The following is a 13,758-nucleotide window of genomic DNA, read 5'->3' as shown; positions in this document are numbered from 1 at the left end:
CGAACGCCGAAAATTTCCATGAAATGTAGACTGAGAAACTGATCTCTCGCGGCTTTCGTTTCAAGCTCGACTCAACGCCGGAGCAGGACTCCCTGCTCCGGCAGTTCGCAGGTGTCTGCCATCTTGTCTACAATCTCGACCTTGAGCAGCGCGTCACCTGGGGCCCGAAGTATCGCATCAGCGACGTCAGACAGGCCGCCGAACTCACCTGATTGCGGGCCGAATGCGACTGGGTCAGGGCTGTCTACGTCTCCTGCCAGCAGCAGGCGCTACGCGACCTCGATAGGGCCTTCCAGCATTTCTTTGCAGGTCGAGCCGCCATCCCGCGCCCCCGCAGGACGGGCGCGCTGAAATGTCATGCCTTCTTTGCCTACGCCCCCAACTACCTGATCGACCTCGACCTCGACCACGCCGTGATCGTCGATGTCGAGGCCAGCCGCGCCATCCGGCAGGCAGAAGTCGGGGCAGCCCGCACCATGATCGCGCGGACGCAGGATCGCTTTGGGCTGTGGCCAGCTCGGCTTGCGGCCGACAGTGGCTATGGGTCGGCTGAGCATGTGGCTTGGCTCGTGCACGAGCGCGGGATCGAGCCGCCTCGACAAGCAGCGCTATCGCGATCGCTGGCGGGTCGAGGCGGGGTTCTCGCCTCAAGGACTTCCGCCGCATCGCCACCCGCTACGACAAGCTCGCCAGCAACTTCGCATCGGCTCCCGCCCTCGCCGCCGTCATCGCGTTCTGGTGCTGGTTGAGTCTTGACCCTAGGACGCAGACATCTCCGGCGGAGGTGTCTCACGGCCCGAAACCGCGCGCCGGGTCCAGGTCAGCGGGTCGGCCCGGCAGCGCGAGCTGCGCGACCCGCGGCGGCGTGCGCGCGATCACGCGGCCGCGGCGGATCACGCAGAGCCGGGGCGGGCGCAGCCGGATCGCCTCGATCGGGTCACGGGCCTGCAGCACGACGAGGTCGCCGTAGGCGCCGACATGCAGCCCGTAATCTTCGAGCCCCATCACGGCGGCGGCCTGCGTCGTCACCGCATCGAAACAGGCCCGCATCGCCTCCCGGCTCGTCAACTGCGCCACGTGCAGGCCCATATGGGCGACGTCGAGCATGTCGGCGCTCCCTAAGCTGTACCAGGGATCCATGCAGCAATCCTGGCCAAAGGCGACGGTGAGGCCTGCTGCTCGCTGCTCGGGCACCCGGGTCAGGCCGCGCCGCTTCGGGTAGGTGTCGTGGCGGCCCTGGAGCACGATGTTGATGAGGGGGTTGGCGACCACCTGAAGCCGCGCCTCGGCCATCAGAGCGAGGAGCTTCGAGACGTAGTAATTGTCCATCGAGTGCATCGAGGTCAGATGTGAGCCCGCCACGCGCCCCTGGAGCCCGTGCCGCACCGTCTCGGCGGTCAGCGTCTCGACGTGGCGGGACAGCGGGTCGTCGGTCTCGTCGCAGTGGATGTCGACCCGCAAGCCCCGCTCGGCAGCGATTCGGCAGAGACGCCGCAAGGATTCCGCGCCATCCTCCATCGTCCGCTCGAAATGCGGGATGCCGCCGACCACCTCGACGCCGCGGTCGAGCGCCCGGGCGAGGTTTTCCGCCGCGCCCGGCGCGCGCAGGTAGCCGTCCTGCGGGAACGCGACGAGCTGGAGGTCGAGATAAGGTGCGACCTGCCGCTTCACTTCGAGCAGGGCGTCGACCGCCAGCAGGCGGTCGTCGCAGATGTCGACGTGGCTGCGCACGGCGAGCAGGCCCTGGGACACGGCGAGATCGCAGTAGCGCAGGGCCCGCTCGATCACCGCGTCGGGCGTCAGGAGCGGCTTCAGCTCGTTCCACAGCGCGATGCCTTCGAGCAGCGTGCCGGAATGGTTGAGCCGCGGCAGGCCCAGCGAGAGCGTCGCGTCCATGTGGAAATGGCAATCCACGAAGGGCGGACTCACGAGCTGACCGGCCGCGTCGATCTCCTCCGCTTCCTTCGCCGGGAGCGCCGGCTCGATCGCGACGATGCGCCCGCCCGAGACGGCGATGTCGAGACCGCTGCGCCCATCCGGCAGGGTGGCGTTGCGGACGATGAGGTCGGGGCTCACGCGTGGTCCTCCTTTAGCCGTGGCCGCGACCTATCGCTCGCCGCGGATGTAGGGCCGCATCAGCGCCTTCGGGGCACTGGCGTGGCGGGCGCCGATGAGCAAAGCGGCGATCGATAGCAGGTAGGGCAGCATCAGGAAGACCTGCCCCGGCACAAGCCCGCCCGAGGCCTGCTGGAGACGCACCTGGAAGGCGTCGAAGGCGCCGAACAGCACCGCCCCGAGGAGCGCCTTGGCGGGACGCCAGCCGGCGAAGACCGTGAGCGCGATGCAGATCCAGCCGCGTCCAGCCACCATCTCGAAGAAGAAGGCGTTGAAGGCCGACAGCGTCAGGAAGGCGCCGCCGAGCGCCATCAGGGCGGAGCCGGCCACCACGGCGCCGATGCGCAGGGCATGGACGTCGATCCCCTGCGCCTCGACCGCGGCCGGGTTCTCGCCGACCGCCCGGACCGCGAGCCCGAGCGGCGTGCGTGCCAGGAACAGGCCGAGCCCGAGGATCGCCGCGATGGCGAGTAGGGTCAGCGCCGTCTGCTGGAACAGGATCGGCCCGAGGATCGGCAGGTCGGACAGGACCGGAAGGTCGAGCGGCCGGAACGGCTCGATCCGGGGCGGGCTCGCGGCCGCCGGTAGGGCGAGGCGGTAGCCGAAATAGCTCGCGCTTGTGGCAAGCAGCGTCACGGCGAGCCCGCTCACATGCTGCGACAAGCCGAGCTTCACCGTCAGCCCGGCGAGCAGCAGGCCGAGGCCCGCCCCGGTGAGCGCCGCGACGAGGACGCCGCCCCAGAGACCGGCCCCGAAATGGACCGCGAGCCAGCCGGTCATCGCGCCGGCGGTCATGATGCCCTCGATGCCGAGGTTGAGCACACCGGCACGCTCGCACAGAACGGCGCCGGCGACCCCGAAGATCAGCGGCGTGGCGATACGCAAGGCCGCGCCCCAGAAAGCGACGGTGAAGAGCAGGTCCAGGCTCGCCTGCATCGCTCAGGCTCCGGCCGCCGGCCGGCGGGCGTAGCGCAGCCGGTAGCGGGTCAGCACGCCGGCGACCAGCACGGCGATCAGCGACAGGGCGACGATCAGGTTGGCGATGTAGCTCGAGACGTTGACCACCCGGCTCATCGAATCCGCGCCGACGAAGACGGCAGCCACGAACAGGGCCGCGGCGACCGTGCCGAGCGGCGACAGGCCCGCCAGCATCGCCACGACGATTCCCGCATAGCCGTAGCCCGGCGACAGGTCGGCGGCGAGGAAGCCCTTCACCCCCGCCACCTCCCCGGCCCCGGCGAGCCCCGCGAGCGCGCCCGACAGGGCGCCGACGGCGACGAGGGTGCCGCCGACTGGCAGCCCGGCGAAGCGCGCGGCGGCCGGCGCCTCACCCACCGCCCGGATGGCGAATCCCGCCACGGTCCGGGCCATCAGGCCGTGCAGCAGGCCAGCGGCCGCGAGGGCGACGAGCAGGCCGGCATGCAGCCGGGTCTTCTCGACGAGGCGGGGCAGGGTCGCGGCGTCGATCAGCGGCTCGGATTGCGGCCAGCCCATGCTCATCGGATCCTTCATCGGCCCCTCGATCATCATCTGCACGAGGAGCAGCACCACGAAGTTGAGGAGCAGGGTCGTCACCACCTCGTCGGCGCCGAGCGTGACGCGGGCGAGGGCCGGCCCGACCATCATGGCGGCGCCCGCGAGCGCGCCGGCTCCGAGCACTGCGGGAACGAGGAGCGGCGTCGGCCAGTCGAGCGTCCCTGCGCCGACCGCGACGGCGGCGAGCGCCCCGACATAGAGCTGCCCCTCGGCGCCGATGTTGTAGAGCCGCGCCCGGAACGCCACCGCGGCGGCAAGCCCGGTGAGGATCAGGGGTGTCGCTCGGGTCAGCACCTCGGTGAGGGCGAAGCGCGAGCCGAGCGCGCCCTCGGCCATCGCCGCGTAGGCCCGCCCGAGCGGGGCGCCAGCCAGCAGCAGCGGCACGGCGGCGAGGGCGAGGGCCGCCAGGGCGGCGGCGACCGGGACCGCGAGCGCGAGACCCCGGGACGGGACGCCGCGCGGCTCGAGACGGATCATGCCGGCCTCCTCTCGCGCACCGGGGTGGGTCCGAGCTCCGCCGCCTGGCCGGCCATCATCAGGCCGAGGCGGGTCCGGTCGAGGGTGTCGGCGGGGAGTGCCGCCGAGAGGCGGGCCCGGGCCATCACGGCGATTCGGTCGGACAGAGCGAACACCTCGTCGAGATCTTCCGAGATCAGCACGATGCCGGCGCCGCGCCCGCTGGCGTCGAGAAGGCGGCGATGGATCTCGGCGACCGCCCCGACATCAAGCCCGCGGGTCGGCTGCGCGGCGACGATCAGGGCGGGATCGCCGTCGAGCGCCCGGGCGATGATGACCTTCTGCATGTTGCCCCCCGAGAGGAGCCGGATCGGGGCGTCCGGGCCGGGGCAGCGGATGCCGTAGGCCTCGATCGCGTCGAGCGCCCGCGCGGCCATCCGGCGCCGCCGCAGACATCCGAAACGCTGGAACGGCCCGCGGATTCCCTCGATCGCGACGTTCTCGGCCACGCTCATCGCGCCGACCGCGCCCTCATGGTGGCGATCCTCCGGGATGCGGCCGATGCCGGCGCGGACGACGTCGCGCGGGTCGAACCGGTTCACCGTCCGGCCCTGGAGCCGGACCGTCCCGGCGGCGGGCCGGGCGAGGCCGAAGAGCAGCCGCGCCAGCGCCGCCTGCCCGTTGCCGGCGACCCCGGCGACGCCGACGATCTCTCCCGCCCGCACCACGAGGTCGGCCCGGTCGAGGCGGCTGCGCAGGTCGGGCCCTGTGACGGACACGCCCTCGAGCGCCAGCACCTCCGGCCCCGGTGCCCGGGCGGCGCGGCGCACCGGCGCCACTGCGCGGCCGACCATCAGGGCCGCGAGGTCGGCCCGGTCGGCTCCCGCAGTCGCGCGCTCGGCGACCTTGCGGCCGGCCCGCAGCACGGCAACCCGGTCGCTGCCGGCCACGACCTCGCCGAGCTTGTGCGAGATGAAGGCGATCGCCAGCCCCTGCGCGGCGAGCGCCCGCAGCACCGCGAACAGCCCGTCGCTCTCGGCCGGCGTCAGCACGGCGGTCGGCTCGTCGAGGATCAGCACCCGCGCGTCGCGGTAGAGCGCCTTCAGGATCTCGACTCGCTGGCGCTCGCCAACGGTGAGGCTGCCGACCGGCACGTCGAGGTCGACGGCGAGCCCTGCGCGGGTCATCAGCCTTTCGAGCCTGTCGCGGGCCTCGTCGGTCCTGCGGCGCAGGCGCCACAGGGGCTCGGTGCCGAGGGTGATGTTGTCGAGCCCGCTCAAGGCCTCGGCCAGGGTGAAGTGCTGATGCACCATGCCGATGCCGGCGGCGAGCGCCGCCCGCGGCCGCCCCGGCGGCAGCGGGACCAGCCGCCCGGCCGCATCGGCCACCCGCACGGTGCCGGCATCGGCCGTGTAGTGGCCGAACAGGATGTTCATCAGGGTGGTCTTGCCGGCCCCGTTCTCGCCCAACATCGCCAGGATCTCGCCCCGGTGCAGGGTGAGATCGATGCCGTCATTGGCGAGCAGCGGGCCGAAGCGCTTGGTGATCCCGCGCAGTTCGAGGGCGATCGCGTGCGGTACCTCGGCGACGGCGTCGTCGGGAGCGGCCGGCCGCCGCACGTCAGGCGGTCGGCTTCGGTTCGGAATCGTCGATGGCGACCTTGAAGGCGCCCGAGCGGATCTCCGCCTCCCGCGCCCGCACCTGGTCGATCACGGCTTGCGGGACGAGGGCGGGGTCGAGCGGGGCAAGCGAGCAGCCGCCCTTGGCCATGCCGCTCCAGGGGCCGTAATCCTCCGCGCTCCAGCTCGCATCGATCACCTTGGCAACCGCGCGGTCGATGGTCGGCTCCATGTGCCAGAGTGCGGATGCGATCACCGTGCCGGGATACTGGCTCGACGTATCGATGACGTTGCCGATCGCCTTGACGCCGCGCTCCTTGGCGGCGTCGGAGACGCCGAAGCGCTCGGCGTAGAGAACGTCGGCCTTGCGCTCGATCATCGCGAAGGCCGTCTCCTTCGCCTTGGGCGGGTCGTACCACGAGTTGATGAACGAGATCAGGAACTTGACGTCCGGATTGACCGACCTGGCCCCGGCCATGAAGGCGTGCATCAGCCGGTTGACCTCCGGGATTGCGTAGCCGCCGACGAGGCCGATGACGTTCGACTTGGTCGCCTTCCCGGCCACGATGCCGGTCAGGTAGGACGCGTCCTGGATGTAGTTGTCGAAGACCGAGAAGTTCGGGGCTTGCGCCGGGAAGGACGAGCCCATCAGGAAGGCGGTCCCCTTGTAGTCCGCGGAGATCTTGCGCGCCGGCCGCTCCAGGCCGAACGCCTCGGCAATGACGAGATCCTTCTTGGCCTCGGCGTATTCGCGGATCACCCGCTCGGCGTCGGTGTTGGCGACGTTCTCGGAATAGACGTAGGTGATGTCGCCCCGCGCGGCCGCCGCCTTCAGGGCGAGGTGGATGCGGCTCACCCATTGCTGCTCGATCGGCACCGAGGCGACGAGGGCGACGGAGACCGGCCGCGCCTTCGCGGCCCAGGCCGGACCGCTCATCAGGCCGGTGACTCCGGCCGCGCCGATCCCGGCCAACACCCTTCTGCGGCTCGCGCTCAACCGGTCGAGATCCATCTCACGCCCCGCGACGAAGCCACTGTTCGTGGCACGATGTTGTTCTCCGAAGAGGAGCACGGCGCTCCTGTACACACAAGGCACACTTTTGAGCAGGCTTGTTCTCGAATCCGGCACCGATGAAATGTGACGCGCAATAGGTCGCGTCGCCAACCTGGGTGATCCGACGGTGCATCGAACGGCCGACGGCGGCCCGGAGGAGGGGCGTTTCCTGGTGGCGTTGGCGAAGCCTCAGGTGCCGGCGCCGGTGGTCTGTCGGGCGGATGCGATCGCTGTGGTTCGGGCGGGCCGAACACGGCGACGGGCCTGCGCTTCAACCATCGGGGCTTGTGGACCCGCAGGATTGGGTTCCGGAGCCTTCGTTCGGACGCTCTCTCTGAATGACGGCGGAGAGGTGGCTTTTTGAACGAGGGCGCAGCCGCCGCTCAGGCGAAGTTGCGCACAATCACTGCTGAAGTCACGCCTGTTCGATCGGCGGCGCAGGCAAAAGCAGCCCTTCGGCTTGCGGCGATTGTCGGCGAGGTGCCTACGGCTACCGTGGCACCAAACGTCGCCTTGGCTTTCTCCGCGGCCGGATTGGCTCGATTTGGCGGCGATCCCAGCAAGATCGTCGATCCGATTTTCCACATGGGGCCGGCCGGAAGCGCGGCGGCTTTAGGAGATCCAGTCGATCAGCAGGGAAACCCGCTTGGTTGGCAATTCGGGCAAAGTCCTGATCGGGAACCTGACATCTTGCTGATAATTGCGTCATTAGTGAAAGATCAGGTGTTTGCAGGCGCCAATCGATATCTTGCATTGCTCGGCGATACCGCCACGGTGGTGGTTAAGGAATGCGGTCGCCGGATCGCGCGCGACACAGAGCATTTCGGGTTCGTAGATGGCATCTCGCAGCCCGGCGTGCGAGGCATGGTTGACGCTGACACCTACCTCACGCCGCGGGCCGATCATAAAGACGACCCGCAGTGTGCGCTTTGGGCGCGGCCAGGGCAGCGGCTCACTGGGCCGGGTCAGTTCGTGTTCGTCTATTGTGGGCTCAATCCAGATGACACACAGAATCCTGGCGATATCGTTGGTCTCGACCCATTTCCGAAGAACGGATCTTTGCTAGTTGTGCGCAGGCTGAGCCAGAACGTGGGTGCGTTTTGGACTGCTATGACAGATCTTGCGCAGCAACTCTCAGCTGCGACGGGTGTGCCGTGGACAGCCGAGAAGGCGGCGTCTCGATGCATTGGCCGATGGAAGGACGGCACTCCAGTCTCACTTTCTCCCGACGCTGAACAATCCGCGATCTCGGGCGATATTTACAGACGTAATGGCTTTAAATTCGTAACGTCGATCGCGCCAGCAACACTCACAGATGCAAATGGCGACCATCAGTTTCCCGGAGCAGCCCCCGACCCGCTCGGGAAAGCCTGTCTGCGATCTTGGCCAACAGGCGCTGCCAGATCCGGCGCTGAGACCACCTGTTATGCGGGTGTCGACCGTCAGGTATGGGCACTGGGCGGACGGCGTGTCCTGCCAGCGGCAGCCGGGCTTCGGCCCATGCAGGATGGCGCTGATCACCCGCCTGTCGGCGACCCGAGATTTGCCGGGTTGGCCGTGCGGCAGGTGCGGCGCGATCCGCGCCCAGGCGTCATGCGAGAGCCGGAACAGCCAGGCCATCGCGATCCTCCTGCGCTGGAAACCCTGCATCAAGGAGGAGGATGCGAGCTGCGGCCAAGGCTTGCATCAGTTCCCTGCCTGGGCGGTGCGACGCCACCACCCTGGCACCGGTCCCGCGCGGTCGCCGCGGCACCGTGCGGGCCGACATCCGGGCGGGGGATTCGCGTGGCCCGCCTGCCGCTTCCGACCGTGCCGCCCGACCTCGTCGTCGACGGCGAGACCGGTCCTCGTGGGTCCCGCCTTCGCGACTGCGTCGAGACCCGAGCTGACGAAGCGAGGTCGAGCCCTTTCGGCTCAGATCCTGCTCAGCTCCCGAATCAGGTGTTGCGGCCACATCGCCCGGATGATGGCCCGGGGGGAGAGCGGGCTCGACGAGCAGGTTTCGGGGGCCAGCCGGTGACGGACGGACCTGGGAATCGGCGACGTGCGCTTGACGAGGGCCAGGAGAGCCTGCTCGGCGGCGCTCACATTCGCCGGGGACGGATCGATGAGCGCCAGGTCGATCGCCCGCTCGGTCGCGTGCCACAGCTCCGGGGCGATCGTCCTGCTGCCATCCAGGAAACGAGCCCGGTGCAGAGCGTCGTAGGCCTCGATGGCCGATTCGATGCGGGCGAGCCCGAACTCCGGATGGTCGAAATCGGCCCAGACGACGACGGTCCGGTTGAAATCGTACGCAGACACAGGCGCCTCCAGATCGCTGGTTCCTAGAGCAACTTTTGGTTGATTTTTTAGTTCAAGGTTGTGTCTCCAGATTGACGGGACGGTTAATGACCGATGGATCGGGCGTGTCGCCATTTCATCGAATGCGATGATCATGATGACGGTCCAGGTTGTACCCCGCACGGCGACGCTTTCCCGTCGCCGGCCTCCTGCCCGGCCGGGGTGGCGGGATCGTTGCAACCAGAAGGCGATGCTGGTGCCGGGGCCGCGGTGACACCCGCCTGTCGCCGCGCACCGGGCGCGATCGCCGCGGGACTCGCACCAGATCCGCTCGCCCGGTGTTGAGTGCCGTGGCGGGTGGCCGCATTGAGATAGGCCTTCGACTGGGGCTGGCGTCGTTCGAGAAAGTCGGCCCCGGGCCTTCAGGCGCAAAAAATGATGGAAAATTGTTGTGGCAAAACAAAAATTGATCATTTCAGCGTGCCGTGATTCGTAAAATGCAGATCGATATTGATCTATGTGCGAACAATTCTGGTTCGGGTGCGGTTGTGTGGCGGTCCCGCGGCGTCGAGACGCGAATGAGCGTCCGCTGTGGCTATCCGCCGGGAAGCAGGCGAGTGCGGAAAGCGGGCCGGACGAGTCGGTCGGTCGGCGGTGAGCCCGCGAATTCCGTTGTCCCCGATCGGCGGGATCCATCCGCGACTGCACTCGCCCTGCCACGATCGGCCCCCGCGCACCAGCCTCTGAAGCTCCAGAAGCAAGACGATACTCGTTCAGCACAATCGAGAATGCGGGATATATCGTCAAGAAGACAAGTGATTAAATCTATCCATGAGCCGCGATGAATATAGATCATAATGACGTCTTACCCTGCGACGAATCTCGCGCTCTTTAGCTCGGATATTACAGCAGAATAATTCGTTAACCATACATTTTATAACCACAGGTTGTGGTCTTGCGGCCCCGGTCGCGTCCGCCACTATGGGTTGCAACAACGCCAGCAGGTTGCAAATCCCATGGCCACGCAGACCTTCGACAGCTTCAACGGCGCCTCCGGCAACCCCCTGACCATCGGAGGGTTCAGCTACGCATTCCGGACCACGGCAGGGGCCACGACCGGATCGTTGAGCGTCGCCAGGACGGGGCTGCTCGGAGCCGGCGACCCCGCGCTCGGCCTGAACAACGCCAGCGGCGGCTATCTCTCGATCTCTCAGGCCGGCGGCGGCGCGTTCGCCCTCGACAGCCTCGTGGTCGAACGGTTCGCGTCGGTCGCCGGCAACACGGTCTTCGTCGGCTACCGGAACGGCGTGGAGGTGACGCGGCAGCTGAACGGCAGCCTCGTCGGGCTCGGCGACCAGACGGTGAACTTCACCGATCCCGCCTGGCAGAACGTCACCGAGGTCCGCGTCTTCTCGCGCAGCCTCGTCGACGTGGACATCGCCTTCAACTTCGCGATCGACGACATCCAGACCTCCCCGGCCGACATCACCGCACCGATCGCCCCGACGCTGAGCGCCGGCACGGCGGCGACCGCCGACAACACCCCGACGCTGACCGGCACCGCGGAGGCCGGCGCGACCGTCACGATCCTCAACGGCGGCGCCGTGCTCGGCAGCGCGGTCGCGGCGGCGAACGGCACCTTCTCGTTCACCCCGACGGCCGCGCTCGCCGACGGAAGCTATTCCCTGACGGCGACGGCGCGCGATCCGGCCGGCAACACCAGCGCCGCCTCCGCGCCGATCGCCCTGCAGATCGACACGGCGGCCCCGGCCAGCCCGACCTTCAGCGCCGGCACCGGGCTGACGAACAGCATCAGGCCGACGCTCACCGGCCGGGCCGAGGCCGGCAGCACGGTCACGCTGTTCAACGGCGCCCTCGTGCTCGGCGCCGCCGTCGCCGCCTCCGACGGGAGCTTCAGCGTCACCTCGGGCGTCGCGCTCAGCCCGGGCACGTACAACCTGACGGCGACGGCCCGGGACATCGCCGGCAACACCAGCCCGGTCTCCGCCGCCCTGGCCCTGACCATCGACGCCACCGCGCCCGCGGTGCCGACCGTGACGGCCCCGAGCCTGACCAACAGCCAGACCCCGGCCATCACCGGCACGGCGGAGGCCGGCAGCACGGTCACGGTCTACAATGGCGTCACGGCGATCGGCACCGCGGTCGCGGGCGCCAACGGCAGCTACGCGGTCACGCCTACGACCCCGCTCGCAGCCGGCTCCTACAGCTTTACGGCGACCGCCACCGACGCGGCCGGCAACATCAGCGCGCCCTCCATCCCCGCCCTGACGGTGATCGACCTCGCCGCGCCGCTCGCCCCGACGCTGATCGTCGGCGCGGCGGCGACCGCCGACAACACCCCGACGCTGATCGGCACCGCGGAGGCCGGCGCGACCGTCACGATCCTCAACGCCGGCGCCGTGCTCGGCACGGCGGTCGCGGCGGCGAACGGCACCTTCTCGTTCACCCCGACGGCCGCGCTCGCCGACGGAAGCTATTCCCTGACGGCGACGGCGCGCGATCCGGCCGGCAACACCAGCCCCGCCTCCGCGGCGGTCGCCCTGCGGATCGACACGACCCCGCCGCCCACGCCGACCTTCGTCTCGGGCGGCGGCCTGACCGGCGATTCGACCCCGACGCTCACCGGCACCGCGGAGGCGGGCAGCACGGTGACGCTGCTCGACGGCACGACCGTGCTCGGCACGGCGCTGGCGGATGCCAACGGCGCCTTCAGCGTCACGCCGGCGACGCCGCTCGCCGAGGGGACCTACGCCCTCACGGCGGTCGCCCGCGACGTGCTCGGCAACGCGTCCCCGGCCTCGGCGGCCGTGCCGGTGCAGATCGACCTCACGGCTCCGGGCGCGCCGGTGGTCAGGCGGCTCGGCCCGACGAACAGCCCGACGCCGACCCTCACCGGCACGGCGGAGGCGGGCTCGACGGTCACGCTGTTCAACGGCGTCACCGTCCTCGGCACGACCACGGCGCTCGGCGACGGCAGCTTCTCCCTCACCCCGACGACGGCGCTCACCGACGGCACGGCGAGCATCACGGCGACCGCGCGCGACGCGGCCGGCAACCTCTCGATCCCGTCCGTCGCCGTCAGCCTCACGATCGATACCGGGATCCCCGTCGCCCCGGCCTTCGACGTGCCGTCGCCCACCAACGATCCGACGCCGGCCCTCACCGGCACCGCCGAGTCGGGGGCCACCGTCACGATCCGCAGCAACGGCACCATCCTGGGCACGGCGGTGGCGGGCACCGACGGCACCTTCTCGTTCACCCCGACGACGCCGCTCCTCGACGGCACCACCATCCTCACGGCGACCGCCCGGGACGTGGCCGGCAACGTCTCGCTGGTCTCCGCCCCGGTGTCGCTGACGATCGACACCGTCGCCCCGTCCGCGCCCGCCCTGGCCTCGGTCCCGCTCGGCAACGACGCGACGCCGCTCCTCACCGGCACGGCCGAGCCCGGCACCACGGTGACGATCCTCGACGGCACCACCGTGCTCGGCACGACGGTGGCGCTGCCCAACGGCACCTTCTCGCTCGCGCCGACCACGCCGCTCGCCGACGGCGTCACGAGCCTGACCGCCACCGCCCGCGACGCGGCCGGCAACGTCTCGCCCGCCTCGGTCGTCGCCACCGTCACGGTCGATACCGGTGCGCCCTCGGCGCCGGTGATCGCGGCCCTCGGCCCGACGAACAGCCCGACGCCGACCCTGACCGGCACGGCGGAGGCCGGGTCGCTCGTCGCGGTCTCGAGCGGCGGCACGGTCCTCGGCACCACGACGGCGGGGCCGCTGGGCACCTTCACGCTCGCGCTGACGACCCCGCTCCCGGACGGCACCACCACCCTCACCGCCACCGCCCAGGACATCGCCGGCAACACCTCCGCGCCCTCCGTCCCGCTCAGCGTGACCGTCGATACGGCGGCCCCCGGGATCCCGGTCCTCACCCCCCTCGCGCCGACGAACGACGCGACGCCGACCGTCACCGGCATCACGGAGCCCGGCTCCACCGTCACCCTCCTCAGCAACGGTGCCGTCCTCGGCACGGCGGTGGCGGGCGCCAACGGCACCTTCTCGTTCACCCCGACGACGCCGCTCCTCGACGGCACCACCATCCTCACGGCGACCGCCCGGGACGTGGCCGGCAACGTCTCCCTGGTCTCCACCCCGGTGTCGCTGACGATCGACACCGTCGCCCCGTCCGCGCCCGCCCTGGCCTCGGTCCCGCTCGGCAACGACGCGACGCCGCTCCTCACCGGCACGGCCGAGCCCGGCACCACGGTGACGATCCTCGACGGCACCACCGTGCTCGGCACGACGGTGGCGCTGCCCAACGGCACCTTCTCGTTCGCGCCGACCACGCCGCTCGCCGACGGCGTCACGAGCCTGACCGCCACCGCCCGCGACGCGGCCGGCAACGTCTCGCCCGCCTCGGTCGTCGCCACCGTCACGGTCGATACCGGTGCGCCCTCGGCGCCGGTGATCGCGGCCCTCGGTCCGACGAACAGCCCGACGCCGACCCTGACCGGCACGGCGGAGGCCGGGTCGCTCGTCGCGGTCTCGAGCGGCGGCACGGTCCTCGGCACCACGACGGCGGGGCCGCTGGGCACCTTCACGCTCGCGCTGACGACCCCGCTCCCGGACGGCACCACCACCCTCACCGCCACCGCCCAGGACATCGCCGGCAACC

General features: G+C 70.1%; 8 protein-coding genes and 3 pseudogenes. 4 read left to right on the top strand and 7 right to left on the bottom strand.

Features of this window, described 5'->3' with window-relative positions:
* The first annotated feature begins 38 nt into the window (after positions 1-38).
* The 3 genes and pseudogenes from FF100_RS38740 to FF100_RS32730 all read left to right on the top strand — a co-directional run.
* Positions 39-212, top strand: a complete 174-nt coding sequence (locus FF100_RS38740) for a helix-turn-helix domain-containing protein (protein WP_139040226.1) — start codon at positions 39-41, stop codon at positions 210-212.
* 111 nt (positions 213-323) lie between these two features.
* Positions 324-593, top strand: a pseudogene (locus FF100_RS32735) (IS5/IS1182 family transposase); the annotation flags it as partial.
* Positions 592-742, top strand: a pseudogene (locus tag FF100_RS32730) (transposase); the annotation flags it as partial. The pseudogenes FF100_RS32735 and FF100_RS32730, both read left to right, overlap by 2 nt.
* A gap of 47 nt (positions 743-789) precedes the next feature.
* On the opposite strand, the gene FF100_RS32725 reads toward FF100_RS32730, so the two are convergent.
* From FF100_RS32725 to FF100_RS32695, 7 genes and pseudogenes are all read right to left on the bottom strand, one after another.
* Positions 790-2,076: an amidohydrolase family protein gene (locus tag FF100_RS32725; RefSeq protein ID WP_139040208.1), complete on the bottom strand. Its 1,287-nt coding sequence runs from the start codon at positions 2,074-2,076 to the stop codon at positions 790-792.
* 30 nt (positions 2,077-2,106) lie between these two features.
* A complete protein-coding gene (locus FF100_RS32720) occupies positions 2,107-3,051 on the bottom strand; it encodes an ABC transporter permease (protein WP_139040207.1) in 945 nt (314 codons plus the stop codon).
* A gap of 3 nt (positions 3,052-3,054) precedes the next feature.
* Entirely contained in the window at positions 3,055-4,128 is a 1,074-nt protein-coding gene (locus tag FF100_RS32715) for an ABC transporter permease (RefSeq protein ID WP_139040206.1), read from the bottom strand.
* Entirely contained in the window at positions 4,125-5,726 is a 1,602-nt protein-coding gene (locus FF100_RS32710) for an ABC transporter ATP-binding protein (RefSeq protein ID WP_205825117.1), read from the bottom strand. The genes FF100_RS32715 and FF100_RS32710 overlap by 4 nt, the downstream gene beginning before the upstream one ends.
* A gap of 1 nt (position 5,727) precedes the next feature.
* Positions 5,728-6,663 carry a BMP family protein gene (locus FF100_RS32705; protein ID WP_246102650.1) on the bottom strand — a complete coding sequence of 312 codons (936 nt, stop codon included), beginning with the start codon at positions 6,661-6,663 and terminating at the stop codon, positions 5,728-5,730.
* Positions 6,664-8,155: 1,492 nt separating this feature from the next.
* Positions 8,156-8,400: pseudogene (locus tag FF100_RS32700) on the bottom strand (transposase); the annotation flags it as partial.
* Between the two features lie 294 nt (positions 8,401-8,694).
* Complete coding sequence (locus tag FF100_RS32695) at positions 8,695-9,216, bottom strand: hypothetical protein (protein WP_139040204.1); 522 nt, start codon at positions 9,214-9,216, stop codon at positions 8,695-8,697.
* An 860-nt stretch (positions 9,217-10,076) separates the two neighbouring features.
* Here FF100_RS32695 and FF100_RS32690 point away from each other — a divergent pair.
* On the top strand, positions 10,077-13,758 hold a 3,682-nt coding region (locus tag FF100_RS32690; RefSeq protein WP_246102649.1), incomplete at its 3' end, for an Ig-like domain-containing protein.

Origin of the sequence: Methylobacterium terricola, from assembly GCF_006151805.1 — a bacterium.
GTDB lineage: Bacteria > Pseudomonadota > Alphaproteobacteria > Rhizobiales > Beijerinckiaceae > Methylobacterium > Methylobacterium terricola.
The sequence above is the reverse complement of the archived record's forward strand: the minus strand, read 5'-3'. Positions and strand labels throughout refer to the sequence as shown.